This window comes from Microbispora cellulosiformans, from assembly GCF_008728085.1.
In the GTDB taxonomy this organism is placed as follows: domain Bacteria; phylum Actinomycetota; class Actinomycetes; order Streptosporangiales; family Streptosporangiaceae; genus Microbispora; species Microbispora amethystogenes.
On the sequence record NZ_VYTZ01000009.1, the window covers coordinates 128,125 to 146,746 of the forward strand.

The window sequence follows — 18,622 nt, forward strand, 5'->3', positions numbered from 1 at the left end:
GTGGTTAGGCTGTCAACCGTGGCACTCGAACGCGGCACGATCGTCAGCACCGCGCTGCGGTTGCTGGACGAGGTGGGGCTGGAGAAGCTGACCCTGCGCAGGCTGGCCGCCGAGCTGGGCGTACAGGCCCCCGCGCTCTACTGGCACTTCCGCAGCAAGCAGGAGCTTCTGGACGAGATGGCCGACGCCATCGCCGTACAGGAGGCTCCCTCGCTGCGGCCGCTCGCCGAGGGCGAGCCGTGGGAGGAGTGGCTGGCGGAGTGGTTCCGCGGCCGGCGCCGCGTCTTCAGGTCGCACCGGGACACGGTCCGCCTCACCGCGGGCACCCACCCCGGTGCCGAGACCCTGCGGACCGCCGAGACCATTCTGGAGTCGCTGGTGAGGGCCGGGTTCACGCCCAGGGACGCGTTGTGGGGGATCGGCACGCTCGGGAACTTCCTCGGCGGGTTCGTGCTGGAGGAGCAGGCCGACCAGGAGCGGGGCATGACCGGCCAGGACACGTTCGAGGAGGCGCTTGAGGCGCTCGCGCCGTACCCCCACCTGCGTGCGGTGATGGCCGACACCGGCGCGCCGCAGAGCGACGCGGCCTTCGAGCACGGCCTGGCGTTGATTCTGGCCGGGATGAGGACGCGTATCGAAGCGACGCGGGGTATGCACAAAAACGATGGAGATCTCTAAGGTGAGGGCCTTCGCCCGGAAAGCGGCCGGCAGCCGGACCGCCGCCGTACTCGCGGTCGTGCTGGCGGCGGTGGTCGGCGGCTGGCTCGGGCTGGCGCTCGGCGCCAGGGTGGACACGCCGGTCGGCCCCGCCGACATCGGCATGTCCATCTCGCCGTCCCTGCACGGGGAGACCGTCGTCGACGTACGGCCTCTCGGGACGCTCAACTTCAACACCCACGACGGTCCGGTACGGCTCGGCCTGACGATCGAGGCGGTCCACCCGGACGTGGCCGAGGACATCATCAAGAACCCCCGGTGGGCCGACCGGCTCCCGACGACCATCGAGACCGACGTGATCGAGGGGCTGCGCCGGCTCGCCGTACGCGCGGCCCTGTTCGCCGTCGCGGCCGGGTTCGTGACCGGCCTGGTCGTCTTCCGGCGACTGTCCCGGGCGGCCTGGACCGCGGGCGCGTCGCTGGCCATGGTGGCGATCCTCGGGGGCGTGTCGGCGCTGACGTTCAACCCTCGCTCGATCGCCGAGCCCCGGTACACCGGGCTGCTCACCGGCGTGCCGTCCCTGATCGGCAGCGCCGAGTCGATCGTGACCAAGTTCTCCGAGTATCGCGGCCAGCTCACCAAGCTGGTGACCAACGTCTCCCAGCTGTACGAGGTCGGGTCGAACCTGCCGATCTTCGACCCCGACCCGGACACGATCAGGGTGCTGCACGTCTCCGACCTGCACATCAACCCGATCGGCTGGAACGTCATCAAGTCGCTGAAGGACCAGTTCAAGGTGCAGTTCGTCGTCGACACCGGGGACATCAGCGACCACGGCACCAAGCCGGAGAACGAGTTCGTCAAGGAGATCGGCTCGCTCGGGGTGCCGTACGTCTACGTGCGGGGCAACCACGACTCCAAGAGCACCCAGGACGCGGTCGCCAAGCAGAAGAACGCGATCGTGCTGGACGGCGACGCCGCCACCGTGGCCGGACTGACCGTCTACGGCATCGGCGACCCGAGGTTCACCCCCGACAAGGCCGTCCAGGTGGACGGCGACTCCAGCGAGAGCCTCCTCGACCTCGGCAAGACCAACGCCCAGAAGCTGGCGCCCCGCGACTGGTCACGGTCGAAGTCCACCTCCGCCCCCGACCGGATCCCCGCCGACATCGTGGCCGTCCACGACCCCACCGTGGGCCGCGGTTTCTCCGGGTACGTCCCCCTGGTCCTGAGCGGGCACGTCCACGCCCGATCCACCCAGCTGATGCCCACGGGCACCCGGCTGATGATCCAGGGCTCCACGGGCGGCGCCGGCCTGCGCGGCCTGGAGCACGACGAGCCGACGCCGCTCACCGCCTCGGTGCTCTACTTCAACAAGAAGAGCCACCGGCTGGAGGCCTGGGACGACATCACCGTCGGCGGCCTCGGTGAGCAGTGGATCCAGTGCCAGCGTCGTATCGAGCCGGACCCGGGCCGTACAATTTTCCCGGAGTCGCAGCAGGCGCCGTCGCCGACGGCGAGCGGCAGCGGCACCCCGTCGACAACCGCTTTGGCATCGGGGGCAAACGTCCCCTATGCTTCAGAGGTCTCCGACGGAAGGCGTCACGGAACAGGGCGAAAGCCTTGAGCCCCCATCGTCTAGCGGCCTAGGACACCGCCCTTTCAAGGCGGCGGCACGGGTTCGAATCCCGTTGGGGGCACGTGGAGCGCGTCGAGCGCACCGGAAGACGGAAGGTCGGAAGACCTCCCGGAAGCTGGTAAGCTAGGCGAGCCGAACAACACGGGAGCGAAAATCTCCCGGACATAGAGGTCCTGTAGAGCAGTTTGGAGTGCTCGCCACCCTGTCAAGGTGGAGGTCGCGGGTTCAAGTCCCGTCAGGACCGCGTACGGCGGCAGCCGCCGAGGTCAGGTAGCTCAGTTGGTACGAGCGTCCGCCTGAAAAGCGGAAGGTCGGCAGTTCGACCCTGCCCCTGACCACCATCCTTGAACAGCCCAAACGCCCCGAGCCGATCACGGCCGGGGCGTTTTCGATCTCTGCTGACGACAACGGGTCCATGCTCAGGGCTGTCTGCTGCTTTTGTGGACCTTCTCGAAGATGCGGCTTGCGAAGTCGTACAGTGGATGGCCTGCTGACAGCAGGACGCACGGAGACTCGGCTCCGTGCTGGGCGTGTGAGTACACCGTGAGGAACGCCACCTCCTGGTCGACCGGTACGTCGAGCGCCGTTGTTGACTGCGGGGCCGTCGCCGGCCTGTGGCGGTACTGCCTCGACCTGCTCGACGCCGCCGCGGTTACGGGAACTTCCGCTCGTGCAGCCGCTCAGGTTCAGGGTTCGCGAGCGGTGGCCGGAGTGACGGGGTGACCGGCGCACCAGACAGCGCGGATGTCGCGGGTGGCCGTGATGTCCCGGATCGGGTCGCCGTTGACCAGCAGCAGGTCGGCCCGCATTCCCGGCCGGACGGCGCCCCGGTCGGCCAGGCCGAAGGCGCGGGCGGGCAGCACGGTCGCCGAGCGCAGGATCTCCACCGGCGTCATTCCGGCCCGCGCCATCAGCTCGAACTCGTGATGCAGGCTCTCGCCGTGGGGCACGGGCACCGGCGCGGACGACTCGGCGTTCGCGTCCGTCCCGGCGAGGATCTCAACACCGGCCCGGTGCAGACGGCCGACATCGCCCAGCACCTCCCCCAGGTGGTCGGCCCGCCCAGGCGGCGGGCCGGAGGTCATGAAGGCGGTGAGCAACGCCTCCATCATGGTGATCGTCGGGATGGACCTCTGGCCGGCGCCCCTCATCGCGGCCACGTCGCGCGCCCGGACCCCGCCGGCGATCGGCGTGTGCGTGACGAACTCCGCTCCCGACTCCACGGCCATGGTGTAGGCGCCCGGGGTGGCGGCGTGCACGATCGTCTTCAGCCCGTACTCGCGCGCCGCCTCCACCAGCGCGCGCAGCGCGTCCGCGGGCGGCCCGCCCTCGCCGGGGGCCTCGGCGACGCCCTTGATGTAGTCGACACCCTCCGCCGCCCGCGCCTCGACGTGCCGCCGGGCATCGGCTGCCGTCAGGATGACGGCTTCCGGCGGCATTCCCGGCATGCGGGCGTGGTGGCCGCCCGGCCCGATCGCGGGCAGCCCGGCGGTTCGGAAGTCGGCCGCTCCTCCGGTCTCGCGCAGCGAGGCCACCCGCTCGGCCGGCCAGCAGGCCATGTCGAGTCCGGTCGTCACTCCCCAGGCGGCCAGGGCGGCCAGATTCCCGGGGTCGTGCAGGTGGACATGCGCGTCGATCAGCCCGGGCAGCAGCGCCGCCCCCGCCGCGTCGATCTCCTCCGCCCCTGCGGGATCGTCGCCGATCAGCGCACCGTCGATGACGACGGTACGGGGCTCGCCGAGCCGCTTGCCATCGAAGACCCGCACATTGCGCAAGGCTGTCCTGCCGTCAGTGGACATGGGCCGCCCGCCTTAAATAAGGAACAACTTTGTTCACTAATGGAGGCTAGCACGGCGAAGTACGTGATATATCCGTCCTCATGAGTCCCACCCGTCGCCGCGGAGACGCCCTCACCACCGCGATCTTCCAGGCGGTTCTGAGCGAACTGGCCGGGAGCAGCTTCGAGGAGCTGACGTTCGACAAGATCGCCTCCGAGGCCGGGACCGGGAAAGCGGCCTTGTACCGGCGCTGGTCCACCCCGGTCGAACTCGTCCTCGCCGCGCTGAGCGACCCCGCGACCGGGTTCGGCGACCCGCCGGCGCCGCCCGGCACGGGCGCACTGCGCGATGACCTGATCGCCCTGCTCGAGCACTTCGTACAGGCACTCAACGAGCCGCGCGGCCGCGCGCTGCTCCCGCTCATCGCCCACCGCCACCGCCATCCCGAGTTGTTCGAGCAGGTCCACCGGCTGGTGGTCCGCCCGCACCAGGAAGTACTGCTGTCCGTCCTGCGCCAGGCGGTCGAACGCGGCGAAGCCGCACCCGGCAGCCTCACCCCGCGCATCGTCTCAGTCGGGCCGCGCCTGATCCTCTTCCAGGCATGGGAGGGCGGTCTCGTGGACTCCGGCGAGATCGCCTCCATCGTCGATGAGGTGCTCATTCCGCTGACCAGGCCATGACCCCCTGGCCGGCATCGGTCGCTACCGCGGGCGGATGCCATACCTCGTGCGCTGTCGGTCTGAAATGCTGGATGGCTTGGCCGGGCTACGCGCTTCCGGGTGGCGAGTCGCGATCATCACCAACGGGACGGCGGATAACCAGCTTGGAAAGATCCAGCAGACAGGGTTGGCCGAGGCTGTAGACGCTTATGCCCTGTTGGGGCTGGAGGGCATCCGTAAACCCGACGTCGGCCTGTTCGAGATCGCGGCCAAGCGTTGCGGCGTGGCTCTCGCCGAGGGCGGATGGATGATCGGTGACAACCTGACCGCTGACATGGCCGGCGGACGGGCCGAGGGCCTCCGGACGACCTGGATCGACCGAGGCGCCTGGCCCGGAGTCGACCACCAGGCCGACTACGTGGTTACCGACGTACTGCAAGCCATGGAGGTTCTCGAGCGCCAGGGCTGATGTGACGACAACGCTGACGACAACGTCGGCCACCATGAGCGCGCATCGACATCCGAGCAGCACCCTTGACCTCGGGACGGACCGGGGGAGCAGGGCGATTGGTCCGCCTGAAAAGCGGAAGGTCGGCAGTTCGACCCTGCCCCTGACCACCACCATTGAACAGCCCAAACGCCCCGAGCCGATCATGGCCCGGGGTTTTTTGTTTCCACAATGTGCTTGGGTCGGTAGTCGATGCAATCGGCCACGCTCCAGCTCTTGGACGGGCCGAGCGGCCACAGCATGATGATCGCCATGTGGGCCGGTCGTCGTACGGGGTTGGGGGCGATCAAAGGCCCGGGATTTCGTTCTTCACAGCCCGGCCCGGCGGGACATCATCCGGATATAGACCGGACATCGTTCCAGCTCGGACTTGGTCATCGCGCTGTAGCGGCCGGCGGGCGTTTGCGACGCTGCCGTCAGAGCGTGGTTCGGATTCTTGTCAAGGCGGCGAGGATATTGCTGAAGCGCCCCGTTATGGCCCCCTTGAGTGCTCTTGTTGGGCTCCCATCCTGGCGTTTGGATTCTGGGAGAGGCGATCTTCTGCGGGGTGTCACAAACGACGGGTTCCAGGCGCCTCAACCGTGCCGCCGTCTGTTCTGCCCGGCCGGGTCCTCTCGTAGTGCGCAGGGCATCGACCTGTGCTGTCTGCCCAGAGAAGGAGTTGTGGCCTTGACCGCGCTGACCTACACCCTCCTCACCGACCCGACATCCCTGGAGGCGTCAGTAGACGGGCGCTCTCCGTCCACGGGAACGGTGTATCTGATGGTCACCAACCCAGGGAAGACGGTGCCCTGGGTGAGGATCGAGGTGAAGGTGCCCGTCGGTGACGGCGCCGGTCACCTCACCCGGGACATCGGCACGATCAATCCGAGGGGCGAGTACACCGACACCCAGTCGGGTCCTCAGGCGGACACCGAGTCGGTGATCGTCCAGCCGCGGGGCGTCGATGTCTTCCAGGTCACCACCCAGAGTGGGCGCTTGGAAGCTTTCGCACCGGGTGACTACATGGTGCTGACTCTGGAGAACGTCACCGTCGCCCCCTCCGCCGGGGTGGCCGTGCTGATGGTGACCGAGACCATCAGAACCCGTAGAGGGTGGCAGGTCAGCGACGCGGCGGTGCCGGTGGTCAAGGCCGCTGCCAAGGAGATTCCGGCACCGCGTGACTTCCGCCCGGACAAGGCCATGCTGGACTCCGGCGAAAACGTCACGCTGAGCTGGGACGGGTCCGGCGACTTCGGCTACGAGATCCGGTTCCCCGGCGGACACGCGGCCATTGCCCCGGGTACGCGTACCTGGTCGCCGGCCGACGCCCCGAAGCGGGCCACCACCTACATCTTGGTCGCCACCGACCCCACCACACAAAAGCAGCACTTCCTCACCACGACCGTTCAGGTTCGCTATCCCGTCCTGGAAACCCTCACCGCCACGACGGGCATCGACACCCCCTGGGTCCAGGGGACGGCGAACAAGGGGCGCGTCACCTTCACGGGCACCGGGGTGGAGATCTTCGGCGACTCCGGCGGGCCGGGGACCGTGACGGCCGACAAGGCCGATCTCAACGGTGTGAACACCGAGTGGGTGCAGGGGAGAAGCACCGACGACGGGAAGATCACCTTCCCCAAGGACGGGCTCGATGTCCGTCAGGGAAGCGGGGCGTGGGGAAACGTGCACGCCGACAAAGCCGACCTGAACGGTGTCAACACCAAGTGGGTGCAGGGACGGCACGCCGATGACGGATGGATCAGCTTTCCCAAGGAAGGTCTGGACGTGCGCAAGGGAGCCGGCCAGGACTGGGGAACGGTGTTCGCTGACAAGGCCGATCTCAATGGTGTGAACACCGAGTGGGTGCAGGGGAGGAGCGCCGACGACGGGAAGATCACCTTCCCCAAGGACGGGCTTGATGTTCGTCAGGGAAGCGGTGCGTGGGGAACCGTGCACGCCGACAAAGCCGACCTGAACGGCATCAATACCAAGTGGGTGCAGGGACGGAATGCCGATGACGGATGGATCAGCTTTCCTAAGGAAGGCCTCAACGTGCGCAAGGGAGCCGGCCAGGACTGGGGATCGGTGTTCGCTGACAAGGCCGACGTGAACAGCGTGATCACCAAAGAGGTCCGCGGATCAGGTGAGGACAAGGGGTACATCGAGTTCCTGGAGCAGGACAAGGGCGTGCGGATATTCGGTGGCGTGTCGGCCGGCTGGATACGGGGGCTCAACGATGACGAGGCATGGATCCGCTTCAACGCAAAGGGCATATGGGTGCTCACGCGCCGAAACGGCCAGCGGACGAGCGCGATCGTGAGTTGCGCGGCGGTCAATGACCGGCCCGCCTGATCGCGCCTGGCAAGCGGAGGGTCGGCGGTTCGGCCCTGCCCCTGACCGCCACCCTTGAACAGGCCAAACGCCCCCGAGCGATCCTGCTCCGGGGCGTTTTTCATCTCCAATGACAGTCGACTGCAGGGGGCTTGTGCCGCGGCACTCCCGTCACGACCGAGACCGTGCCTGTCCCTGGCAGAGTGTGGCTGGCCCGCGAATCGGTCGCGAATACTGTGAGCCATGAACAGCAGACGACAGCTCGGGGAGTTCCTTCAGACAAGGCGCTCTCAGCTGCGACCCGAGGACGTGGGGGTGGCCACCTACGGTGACCGGCGTCGGGTCCCCGGGCTGCGCCGGGAGGAACTGGCGCTGCTGGCCGGTGTGAGCGCGTCGTACTACTCACGGCTGGAGCAGGGCCAGGCGCCCAACGCCTCGCCCGACGTGCTTGACGCGCTGGCCCGGGCGCTGCGTCTGGACGACGCGGAACGCCGGCACCTGCACGAACTGGCCGCCGCCGGCCGCCGCCGGGGCACCGTACGCCGTGCCGCGCCCGAACGGGTCAGCCCCGCGACGCGTCAACTGGTCGCGGTGCTCGGTGATGTGCCTGTGCTGGTGCTCGGCCGGCGCGGCGACGTGCTGGCGTGGAACACGCCGGGCCACGCCCTGTACGCCGGCCATCTGGCCCCGGAGGGCCCGGAGACACCCCGGCAGCGGCCCAATATGGCCCGCCTGGTGTTCCTGGACGCGCACACCCGCGACCTGTACACCGACTGGCCCGCGAAGGCCCGGGGCGTCGTGGCGACCCTGCGCATGGCCTCCGGCCGCCATCCGGACGACCCGCTACTGACCGCGCTGGTCGGAGAGCTGACGGTCAAGAGCCCGGAGTTCGCCACGATGTGGGCCGACCACCGCGTCAAGACCGACGGCGACACGGTCTACGAGATGCGGCACCCGCTGGTGGGCGCCATGCGGGTGACCCAGCAGACCCTGCGGACCACCGATGACCAGGCAGTGGTCGTCGCCACCACCGAACCCGGCTCGCCCTCGCACTCCGCGATGACGCTGCTCGTCCACAGCGTGTTGACAGGGCAAACGTCCCGGCGTACCCGAATCACCAGCTGACCTCGCACATTCCCCAGGCGCTCCGACCGGAGCGCCCGATGCCGCACGCCCTCATACAGACAGGACCAGGTATGCGCACCAGATTCCTCGCCCTCGCGATCGCCGCCGGAATCGGCCTGACGACCGTAACCCCGTCGGACGCGGCGACGTCCCGGATAGCCGTGCACTTCGACCTGACGAAGGGCCAGCAGCCGGAGAACATCGCCCTCGCCCCGGACGGCACGGCCTATGTCACCTTCGCCGCCGCCCGCCAGGTCGCCGCGATCAGCCCGGAAGGCACGATCCGGATCCTGGCGACCCTCCCCGCCCCGGCTGACGGCGGCGCACCGGCCCTCGGGTTCGCCCTGACCACCGGCATCGTCCGCACCGCCGACGGCACGCTCTATTTCCTTTACGCCAGCGGCGACCCCGCGACCACCGGCCTCTACCGGCTGCGACCCGGCCGGAAACCGCAGCGCATCGCCGCGCTCCCGGCGAACGGTCTGCCCAACGGCCTGGCCTACGACGAACCGGCGAAGACCTTCTACCTCACCGACTCGGTCCTCGGCTCCATCGCCACGGTGCCCCTGCACGGTGGCCCCGCCCGGACCTGGTCGTCGGCACCGGAACTTGCCGCGGCCGGATTCCTCGGCGCCAACGGCATCAAGGTACGGCACGGCGCGATCTGGGCCACGAATCTCGACCGGGGCACCCTGCTCCGGATTCCGATCAGGCAGGGCCGCCCCGGACCTGTCCAGGTCAAGGCCACCGGCCTGGCCGGCATCGATGACATCGCCTTCACCGGTGACGGGGACGACCGGGTCATCGCGGCCCTCAACGCCCCGAACAAGGTCGTGCGCATCGACACGGACGGCCGTGCCGTGACCCTTCTCACCGCCGGACTCCAGAACCCCACCTCGGTGGCGGTACGCGGCCGGACCCTCTACGTGCTCAACGCCGCCTACCTCACCGCCACCGACCCCAACCTGATCCTGGCCACCATTGGAGCGCCCTATGCATGAGATCAAGCTCGGCGACGTCACCGTCACCCGCGTCGAGGAGACCCACGGCCCGATCATGCCGGCCCGGGACTTCTTCCCGACCATGCCGGAGGAAGCCTGGCAGGAGCACCGCGACCTGCTCGTCCCGGATCACCTGAGCTCCGACGACGACCTGGTGCACGTCGCCATGCAGACCTGGGTGCTGCGCAGCGAGGGCCGTACCATCCTGATCGACACCGGGATCGGCAACGACAAGAACCGTCCGGCGGTCGAACCCTGGCACCGGCAGCAGTTGGACTATCTCGGCCGGCTCGCGGTGGCCGGAGTCCAGCCCGAGGACGTCGACCTGGTCGTCAACACCCATCTGCACCTTGACCACGTCGGCTGGAACACCCGCCTGGTCGACGACGAGTGGGCGCCGACCTTCCCGAACGCCACGTATCTGATGCCGGCCGCCGACTTCCACCACTGGAACCCGGACAACAATCCGGGCATCGCGGGCAGCATCAACGAGTACGCCTTCGAGGACAGCATCGCCCCGGTGCGCGCGACCGGGCAGGTGCATCTGTGGGAGGACTCCTACGTCATCGACGGCAACCTGCGTCTGGAGGCCGCTCCCGGGCACACGCCCGGCCACGCGGTGATCAAACTGGAATCCGGCGGCGAGCGGGCCTTGTTCGCCGCCGACATCATCCACACGCCGCTACAACTGCGTCACCACCACCACGGCAGTTGCTTCTGCGAGGACCCGGTCCAGGCCCACGCGACCAGGCGCCGCCTGCTCGACTGGGCTGCCGATACCAACGCGCTGGTCCTGCCGGCCCACATCAGCGGCCGATCCGCGCTGGAGATCGAGCGGTGCGGCGAGTCCTACGCCGTCAGGGAGTGGGCACCCTTCAGCCGCTACTGACCGCGCCGTCCGTCCGGCAGGACGAGGACGAGGACGACGAGGCCGACGTTGCGGCGAGTGCGGCTGACTGATCGGCGACGACTCCTGACCGGCTCGTAGATGCCGGCAAGCCCGGCGGCAGGATCTCTGCGAAGACCTGAGGGGCTCCCGTCCGCCTTGGCTGTGTCGCTCGGGGCTGTGTGGAACTTTCAGGCTGTCCGCCTGAACCGCCGCCGGGTCGTCATGGGGTGGCCATGGCCTGACCAGGAGACGTGCCACGTCAGGGGTCAGGGTTTCTTGGTACCGCCTTGCCGACCATCTCCGCGCGACCGCGGTGTCTTGACTCGTGTGAAGCATCCGGTCAGGCTCCTCGATTGGTCACCGACGGATCGATTGACGGGAGCGTCGAGGATGGGTGCTCAACGGCGGCGGAAGCTGCGATCGGCCACGACGCTCGGCGTGGCGGTCTCCTTCGTGGCGGGGACGTTGACCGCCCAGGCGGCCCTGGACCCGGCTCTGGCCGTGGCGGGCCCGACCTTGTCGGTGGACCTGTCCGCCGCCCGGCACGCGATCAGTCCGGACATCTACGGCATGAACGGCGCCGACCCGGCGTTCGCCGCCGAGATCGGCCTGCCGGTGGCGCGCTGGGGCGGCAATTCGACCACGCGTTACAACTTCAGGAACCACACCTACAACACGGGAAGTGACTGGTACTTCGAGAACATCGTCGCCGGGCCCGACAACACGGTCGAGGCGTTCGTCAAGACCAACCGGGACCGCGGCACCAAACAGGTCGTCACCGTGCCGATGAGCGGGTGGGTGGCCAAGGACTCGCCCGACCAGCACCCGTTCGCCTGCGGATTCCCCGCCAGCCGGTTCCCCGCTCAGGACGGATTCGACCAGTGGGACGCCGGCTGCGGCAACGGCAGGCTCAACAACGCGAACCTCACCGGGGCGGTGCCCGAGGACACCTCGATCCCGGTGGGCGCCTCGTTCGACGGCGAGATGGTGTCGCATCTCGTGAGCCGGTTCGGCAAGGCGGCGCGCGGCGGCGTGTCGATCTACGAGCTCGACAACGAGCCGGTGCTGTGGAATTCCACGCACCGCGACGTGCACCCCGAGGCGGTCTCGTACGACGAGCTGGGCAGCAAGAGCACCGCGACCGCCGCGGCCATCAAGGCCGCCGACCCGACCGCGGCGGTGCTGGGCCCCTCCGGCTGGGGATACTGCGAGTGGGTCGCGTCCGGGGTGGACGGATGTGCGCCGGGAGCCGACGCGGCCGCGCACGGCGGGCTCAACCTGTCGCAGTGGTTCCTGAAGAACATGAAGGACTACAGCGACGCGCACCGTGGCAAGCGCATGCTCGACTACTTCGACCAGCACTACTACCCCCAGATCAACGGCGGGAAGGACCCCGAGTCCAACGCGTGGCGGCTGCGGTCCACGCGTTCGCTGTGGGACCCGACGTACGTCGAGGAGTCCTGGATCGGCCCCACGGGCGTGAACGCGCCGCCGCTGCAGTTCATCCGCAAGATGAAGGAGTGGGTCGCGCAGTACTACCCCGGCACGAAGACCGCGATCACCGAGTACAACTGGGGCGCGCTGGACGACATCAACGGCGCACTGGCGCAGGCCGACGTTCTCGGCATCTTCGGGCGCGAGGGTCTCGACCTCGCCACCATCTGGGACGAGCCCCAGCCGACGCAGCCCGGCGCCTACGCGTTCCGGATGTATCGCAACTATGACGGCGCGGGGAGCCGGTTCGGTGACGTGAGCGTGTCGGCGACCAGCAGTGATCAGGGACAGCTGGCGGTGTACGGGGCGCAGCGCTCGCGCGACAAGGCGCTGACCCTGATGGTGGTCAACAAGACCGGCGGTGAGCTGACCTCACCGTTGTCGGTCGCCGGACTGCACGGCAACGCCAGGGCGCAGCGGTTCACCTACAGCCCGGCTGATCTCAACTCGATCGTGCGCGGTAACGATCTCACGGTGCACCAGGGCCGGGTCACCGCGACGTACCCGGCGAACTCGATCACCCTGCTGGTCCTGCCGGTCCACCGGCGTTGACGGTTCCCCCTGGGCGTCGAACCCGGCGAACCCCGGCCTGCCACCGCATCGTCAAAACTGGAAGAAGTTGCGCTCAGAGATCCGGCTCCGGGACGCGTCTCCGTGAACAGGGCACTTAGGCTGGCCACGTTACGTAGTCGTATGTCTCGGGGGTCGTCCATGTCGATCGCGTCTCGTCCGCTCACCCAGACGGAGCTTCTCCTGGAGCTCGAACCCGTGGTGGAGCGGGAGCTGGATCGGCATCTCGCGGTGGCGAAGGAATGGTTCCCGCACGAGTACGTCCCATGGAGCGAGGGCCGGACGTTCGACGGAGTCCTGGAGGGCGAGGCCTGGTCGCCGGAGGACTCCTCGATCTCCGAGGCCGCCCGGGTCTCGCTCGTCGTCAACCTGCTGACCGAGGACAACCTTCCGAGCTACCACCACGAGATCGCCACGACCTTCGGCAGGGACGGCGCCTGGGGCACGTGGGTGCACCGGTGGACGGCGGAGGAGGGGCGGCACGGGGTCGCCATCCGTGATTACCTCACCGTCACCCGGGCCGTCGATCCGGTCGCGCTGGAGCGGGCCAGGATGAGTCACATGCAGAACGGCTTCGCCACCGAGTACGACGGCATGCTCCGGCAGTTGGCCTACGTCTCGTTCCAGGAGCTCGCCACCCGTATCGCCCACCGCAACACCGGGAGGGTGTCGGGGGACCCGGTGTGCGAGAGGCTGCTCGCGAGGGTCGCCGCCGACGAGAACCTCCACATGGTCTTCTACCGGAACCTGCTCGCCGCCGCGTTCGAGCTGGCCCCTTCGCAGACCATGCGAGCCGTCACCGATGTCGTGACGTCGTTCCAGATGCCGGGCCAGGGCATGGAGGGTTTCGCCCGCAAGTCGGTGACGATCGCCATGGCGGGCATCTACGACCTGCGACAGCACTCTGACGAGGTCCTTCTGCCAGTGCTGCGGCAGTGGAAGACCTTCGACATCGAAGGGCTCGACGCCGAGGGGGAGCAGGCCCGCGAGGAGCTGTCGGCTTTCCTGGCTCAGCTCGACGCGGCCGCTACCCGCTTCGAGGAGCGACGCGAGGCCCGGCGGGCGAGGGCCGAAGCCTGAAACAGGCCGACCGAAGGACGAAAACGGCATCATCTGGGGCATTAGGGTGCGAGCGGTCCCACAGTCGGCACATACTGGAGACGATGAACGCAGCCAGCGGCGAGCACCGCCGTCACCTGTCCACAAGTCCCTTCAAACCCCCGCCTCCTGCTCCGCCTCTCGAGCGGTTCAGCGTGAACGACCAGGTGACCCATGACCGGTACGGCCTCGGTGTGGTCATCGGCGTAGAGGATGGCGTCGCCGTGTTCGTCGACTTCCGGTCGCGACAGGAGCGAATCACAGCACCGTTCAAGCGGCTGTACAAACTCTGAGACCACCGCGGCTCAGCAGGCCTCGGGTTCGACGAAGAGCCCGAGGTGCTCGATGGCAACCCTGACGGCAACGTCCGCCGCCCCGGCCGTTGTCCGGCAGGGGCGTTGTCGTGGGGCAAGCTGATGACGTGAGTCTCCACGCACCTCCGGACGATGTCGGAGTCCCACGGGCGCAGGCCGGTCCCACCCCGCAGCACCTGCTCGCGACCTTGCTCGGTGAGTACCTCGACTCGTCGGACGCCGACCTTCCGTCGGTGGCGGTGGTCGCGATGCTCGGGGAGTTCGGCATCAGCGAGTCGAGCGCGCGCGCCGCGTTGTCCCGGCTGACCAAGCGTGGCCTGATCGCCGTACGGGGATCCGGGCGGCCGCCCGTGTACCACCTCACGCCTCAGGCGATCGCCAGGCACCGATCCCGGATGGATCATTTCCTGAGCTTCGGCGCACACCCGCCGCGGTGGACCGGCGACTGGGTGACCGTCTCCTTCTCGGTCCCCCAGTCCGGCCAGGCCCCACGGCACGCGGTACGCAAGGCGCTGGGGTCGCTGGGCTTCGCGCGGCTGTACGACAGTGTGTGGATCCGTCCCGGAACCGACTCCGGTCCGGTGACCCGGGCGCTCCACGACGTCCTGGACGGCGTCGACGGCAGCCGGTGGTCGGTGATGCACGCCCGCTTCGACGAGGAGGCCGGCCCGCACGGTCCGGCCGCCGCCTACGATCTGGCCGGTCTCGCCTCCGCCTACGAGGGTTTCATCGCGCGGTACTCGGACCTGCGGGTGGCCGTACGCAACGGGGAGATCGACGCGACGCGGGCGCTGGTGGCCCGGACCTCCGTCATGGATTCCTGGCGGAAATTTCCGGACATCGACCCGAACCTCCCCGAGCACCTCCTGCCGAAACCGTGGCCCTGCCAGGCTGCCAGAAATCTCATGCTGGAGATCCATTCCGCCCTCGGCTCGCTCGCCGAGGCGCGGCTCATCGAGGTCGTGACTCCGTACTGGCCGGACGCCGCGTCCTGGATCACCCACTTCCAGGCGTCGGAGAGCGGCGTCTCGGTCCCGGCGGCGAGGGCCGGTCGCAGGAAACTTTCACTCACTGGAACTCCTGCCGCCCCGCCAGGGCGCGTTTCGTGACCATGCGGCCGTCGGCTTCCCGGCCGGCCGCCGCGCGCTGAGACCCCACCCGAACGCCAGGCCGTCCAGGCATTGTGACCTGGGCGGGAGCCGCACCCGTCGGCCCATTCCCCTGGCGGCGGGCGGCGCCGTCCAGAAGGTCCGCGTGATCGGGCGGCGTACGGGGCGATTCCCGTCTGCGTGAGTACTGCCTCAACGCGGCAAGTGTGATCGCTTGACACTTTTCGTGACCGCAGTGATATTAACTGCACATTGCTCTCATCGGCTCGTTTCGGCTGGCAGGAGCGCATTTTGCAGTCGATGGCCCGCCATATCGATCCTCGGATTCGGTCGGCGCCGACCGGCCCGGCCGCCGTGGAAGTGGTCGGGTCGTTGCCGGGCTCCGTCGGCGTGCGCCGCGCATGCCGCATCCGACACAGAGCGCCGTCGTGACACCTTCGGAAGGCGAAATGAGAAAACGCTCGATCATCAGGGCGGTACTGGCGGTCGCGGTCGCCCCGCTCTGCGCTGGAATGGTGGCGCTCGCCTCGACGCCGTCCGCCGCGGCGGTCGGTGGCTCGGGCCCCTACCCGGCGGATTACGAGACCTCCACCAGCCTGCCCAACCACACCATCTACCGGCCCGGAACCCTCCCTTCCGAGAAAATGCCCATTTTCGTATGGGGCAACGGAGGCTGTTCCGCGAACGGGACGGGGCAGCTGCCCTTCCTCCGCGAGATCGCCTCGTACGGATTCCTGGTCATCGCCAGCGGCAGCCCCAACGGTTCCGGTTCGACGACCTCCCAGATGCTCACCCAGTCCATCGACTGGGCGGTCGCGGAGAACAGCCGCCAGGGCGGTAAGTACAACGGCAGGCTCGACACCAGCAAGATCGCTGTAGGCGGCTGGTCCTGCGGAGGGCTGGAGGCATACGCCGTCTCCAACGACTCGCGTATCACCACGACAACCATCTTCAGCAGCGGCCTGCTGAACGACTCCGACGACTACCAGCTCCGCCGGCTGACGAAGCCGATCGCCTACTTCATCGGCGGGCCGAGCGACATCGCCTACCCGAACGCCATCGACGACTGGGGCAAGCTGCCGGCGGGACTGCCCGCGTTCATGGGCAACCTGAACGTCGGACACGGCGGCACCTACACCCAGACCAACGGCGGCGAGTTCGGCCGCGTGGCGGTGCTGTACCTCAAGTGGCGGCTGAAGGGCGACACGACGGCCGGCACCAACTTCGTCGGCGCCAACTGCGGCCTGTGCAACACCCAGTGGCAGGTTCAGCAGAAGAACCTCACGCTCGGCGGCAGCCCGTCTCCGTCTCCCTCCCCGTCACCCAGCAACAGCCCGTCCCCCTCTCCGTCACCGTCACCCAGTGGCAGCCCCTCGCCCTCCCCGTCACCCAGCGGTGGGACCGGGGGCTGTTCGGCGACCTACACGGTGCAGGACCAGTGGGCCGGCGGGTTCGTCGCGAACGTCAACGTCACCGCGGGCGGTGCCGCGATCAACGGCTGGAGGGTCGCTCTCACCCTGCCCGGGGGAGCCACGATCACCTCGTTGTGGAACGGCGTCAACACCGGCACCAGCGGCGCCGTGACCGTCACCAACCAGAGCTACAACGGGCGGCTGTCGGCCGGACAGAGCACCAACTTCGGGTTCCAGGGCAACGGAACCGGCGCCGGAGCCACCGTCACCTGCACCGCCACCTGATCCTCGGCCCTCTCGACCGGGCGACCACATGACTCAGGCATGACGCTGGGCCCGCACCGGCATGACGGTGCGGGCCCAGCGTGGTGTCACTCAGGCGATACGAGGGTCAGTTCACTGGATGACCGCGAGGGCGTCGACGACACCGGTGCCGAAGAAGCCGTTGTCGTCGGCGGTGCCGGCGCAGGTCGCGGTGTTCGGCGGGCACGGCTTGGACACGGCCCGTGCCTTGAGCTCGCCGAGCATCTGGGCCGGCGTCCAGGACGGGTGCGCCGACTTCATCTGCGCCATGACGCCGGCGACGTGAGGGCTCGCCATCGACGTGCCGCTCTTGGTGCCGTAGCCGTCCGCCCCCGTCCGGGTGTTCCACGTCGTCGAGTAGATCGACGAACCAGGAGCCGCGACGTCGATCTTGCCGAGGCCGTAGTTGGAGAAGGACGACCGGACGCTGTCCAGCGTGGTGCCCACGCGCTGCAGGGACGCGACCGTCACGACGCCGTCGAGCTCGGCCGGGATGTCGCTGCAGCCGTTGTTGATCGTGCGCACGGTCGGTTCCGGCGCGTCGTTGGGGCTGCCCTTGTCCACGGTCTTGTTGGCCAGGTCGTAGTTGGAGTTGCCCGCCGCGGCGACGTTGACGACGCCCTGCTTGGTGGCCCACTCCACGGCGCGCCGGACGGCCTCCTTGCTGGCGGCCTGGTCGGGCTGGTCGTCACACCAGAACTCGAACGGGTCGACGTAGTAGGAGTTGTTCGTGACGTCCATGTGCTTCAGGCCCGCCCACATGAAGCCGCAGATGGCGTACTCCGGGTAGATGAAGCCGTCGTTGTTGACGACCTTGACGGACGCCATGCGCACGTTCGGCGCGACACCGACGATGCCGATGTTGTTGCGGGCGGCGGCGATGGTGCCGGCGACGTGCGTACCGTGGTCGCTCGTCGTCGGGCGCCACGCCAGCGGCGTCTGGTCCGGACGGCCGACGTCGGTGCAGTTGACCGAGTTCGCGACGTCGATGTTGGCCTTGAGGTCCGGGTGCGCCGGCGAGATGCCGCTGTCGAGCACCCCGACGAGGACGTTGCGGTTGCCGTCGGAGACCGCCTGCGCCTGCGGGGCCTTGATCATCTGCATGTCCCACTGGACCCCTTCGTTGGGGTCGAGGCTCGCGCCAGGCTGCGGGTCAGACGGGATGTCGCCGTTGTCCGGCTTCTTGGCACCCTTCTTGTACCCGCCGGCGCCGGGACCCCACGGCGGGGCCAGGTCGGTCGGCGTCCCCTCGGAGACCCCGGCCGTACGGGTGGCGCCGACGGAGGCGACCGCGTTGCCGCCCTTGGCGGTGACGTTCGCGCGGAAGGCCGCACGGTCTGAGTGGGCGACGACCACGCCGATCGCGGGCCAGGACTGGACGACGACCCCTCCGGCGGCCTCGACCGCGCGCTCGACGAGACGCGTCTGGCCGGGGTTGGCGATCCGGGCGTTGACGACGTAGCTCATGAGCATCCCGTCGGGGAAGTCCACGTTGACCGGTGTCGACGTCGGCTCGCCGGGGGTAGCCGCGCTGGCCGAGTCGGTAACGCCTCCAAGGAAGGCGGCACCCACCATGGCGAACGCCGCGGCGGTGGCCGCGAGGCGTCGCTTGGGCAGGGCATGCTGCATGTGTTGCTCCTTGAACAGTGGGGTTGCGGCACCCATCGCCGCGCTCTGGCCGGCCCTAACTCCGAGAGTCCGAAATCGCCCTTAATCCAGCCTTTCGGGTTGGTTGGTGACGGTAACAGCTCGA

15 protein-coding genes and 4 tRNA genes are annotated in these 18,622 nt (G+C 68.6%); 17 read left to right on the forward strand and 2 right to left on the reverse strand.

The annotated features are described in order from the left end of the window. Positions 1-18: 18 nt before the first annotated feature. The 5 genes from F5972_RS25125 (at position 19) to F5972_RS25145 (ending at position 2,637) form a co-directional block, all read left to right on the forward strand. Positions 19-678, forward strand: coding sequence for a TetR/AcrR family transcriptional regulator C-terminal domain-containing protein (locus F5972_RS25125; RefSeq protein WP_150936484.1), 660 nt, complete (start codon positions 19-21; stop codon positions 676-678). Continuing rightward, complete coding sequence (locus F5972_RS25130; RefSeq protein ID WP_150936486.1) at positions 665-2,284, forward strand: metallophosphoesterase family protein; 1,620 nt, start codon at positions 665-667, stop codon at positions 2,282-2,284. Before F5972_RS25125 ends, F5972_RS25130 begins: the two co-directional genes overlap by 14 nt. Next, positions 2,285-2,357: transfer RNA gene (locus tag F5972_RS25135), tRNA-Glu, on the forward strand. Between the two features lie 108 nt (positions 2,358-2,465). Then, positions 2,466-2,540 (forward strand) — tRNA-Asp (locus tag F5972_RS25140). A 20-nt stretch (positions 2,541-2,560) separates the two neighbouring features. Continuing rightward, positions 2,561-2,637, forward strand: a tRNA-Phe gene (locus tag F5972_RS25145). Between the two features lie 345 nt (positions 2,638-2,982). Here F5972_RS25145 and F5972_RS25150 read toward each other — a convergent pair. Continuing rightward, positions 2,983-4,062, reverse strand: coding sequence for an amidohydrolase family protein (locus F5972_RS25150; protein ID WP_225311841.1), 1,080 nt, complete (start codon positions 4,060-4,062; stop codon positions 2,983-2,985). A 113-nt stretch (positions 4,063-4,175) separates the two neighbouring features. On the opposite strand from F5972_RS25150, the gene F5972_RS25155 reads away from it, so the two are divergent. The 12 genes from F5972_RS25155 to F5972_RS25210 all read left to right on the forward strand — a co-directional run bounded on the left by F5972_RS25155 (position 4,176) and on the right by F5972_RS25210 (position 16,851). Next, a complete protein-coding gene (locus tag F5972_RS25155; RefSeq protein ID WP_150936490.1) occupies positions 4,176-4,754 on the forward strand; it encodes a TetR/AcrR family transcriptional regulator in 579 nt (192 codons plus the stop codon). A 34-nt stretch (positions 4,755-4,788) separates the two neighbouring features. After that, complete coding sequence (locus F5972_RS25160) at positions 4,789-5,202, forward strand: HAD family hydrolase (RefSeq protein ID WP_150936492.1); 414 nt, start codon at positions 4,789-4,791, stop codon at positions 5,200-5,202. Between the two features lie 84 nt (positions 5,203-5,286). Further along, positions 5,287-5,354: transfer RNA gene (locus F5972_RS25165), tRNA-Phe, on the forward strand. Between the two features lie 556 nt (positions 5,355-5,910). Further along, the gene (locus F5972_RS25170; protein ID WP_150936494.1) at positions 5,911-7,575 is read left to right on the forward strand and encodes a hypothetical protein; all 1,665 of its coding nucleotides are present in this window, start codon (positions 5,911-5,913) and stop codon (positions 7,573-7,575) included. 222 nt (positions 7,576-7,797) lie between these two features. Next, positions 7,798-8,679 carry a helix-turn-helix transcriptional regulator gene (locus tag F5972_RS25175; protein WP_150936496.1) on the forward strand — a complete coding sequence of 294 codons (882 nt, stop codon included), beginning with the start codon at positions 7,798-7,800 and terminating at the stop codon, positions 8,677-8,679. Positions 8,680-8,750: 71 nt separating this feature from the next. Then, positions 8,751-9,680, forward strand: a complete 930-nt coding sequence (locus tag F5972_RS25180; RefSeq protein ID WP_150936498.1) for an SMP-30/gluconolactonase/LRE family protein — start codon at positions 8,751-8,753, stop codon at positions 9,678-9,680. After that, positions 9,673-10,569, forward strand: a complete 897-nt coding sequence (locus F5972_RS25185; protein WP_150936501.1) for an MBL fold metallo-hydrolase — start codon at positions 9,673-9,675, stop codon at positions 10,567-10,569. Before F5972_RS25180 ends, F5972_RS25185 begins: the two co-directional genes overlap by 8 nt. Positions 10,570-10,959: 390 nt before the next feature. After that, the gene (locus F5972_RS25190; RefSeq protein ID WP_150936503.1) at positions 10,960-12,615 is read left to right on the forward strand and encodes a glycoside hydrolase family 44 protein; all 1,656 of its coding nucleotides are present in this window, start codon (positions 10,960-10,962) and stop codon (positions 12,613-12,615) included. A gap of 159 nt (positions 12,616-12,774) precedes the next feature. Next, complete coding sequence (locus F5972_RS25195; protein ID WP_150936505.1) at positions 12,775-13,713, forward strand: acyl-ACP desaturase; 939 nt, start codon at positions 12,775-12,777, stop codon at positions 13,711-13,713. Positions 13,714-13,796: 83 nt separating this feature from the next. After that, positions 13,797-14,024 (forward strand): hypothetical protein, encoded by a 228-nt coding sequence (locus tag F5972_RS25200; protein ID WP_150936507.1) that lies wholly within the window; start codon positions 13,797-13,799, stop codon positions 14,022-14,024. A 128-nt stretch (positions 14,025-14,152) separates the two neighbouring features. Beyond that, on the forward strand, positions 14,153-15,154 hold the full coding sequence (locus tag F5972_RS25205; RefSeq protein ID WP_150936509.1) for a PaaX family transcriptional regulator: 1,002 nt from the start codon (positions 14,153-14,155) through the stop codon (positions 15,152-15,154). A gap of 449 nt (positions 15,155-15,603) precedes the next feature. Further along, the gene (locus F5972_RS25210; protein WP_150936510.1) at positions 15,604-16,851 is read left to right on the forward strand and encodes a cellulose binding domain-containing protein; all 1,248 of its coding nucleotides are present in this window, start codon (positions 15,604-15,606) and stop codon (positions 16,849-16,851) included. Positions 16,852-16,962: 111 nt separating this feature from the next. Here F5972_RS25210 and F5972_RS25215 read toward each other — a convergent pair whose 3' ends face one another. Then, complete coding sequence (locus tag F5972_RS25215; protein ID WP_150936513.1) at positions 16,963-18,498, reverse strand: S8 family serine peptidase; 1,536 nt, start codon at positions 18,496-18,498, stop codon at positions 16,963-16,965. Positions 18,499-18,622: the final 124 nt, after the last annotated feature.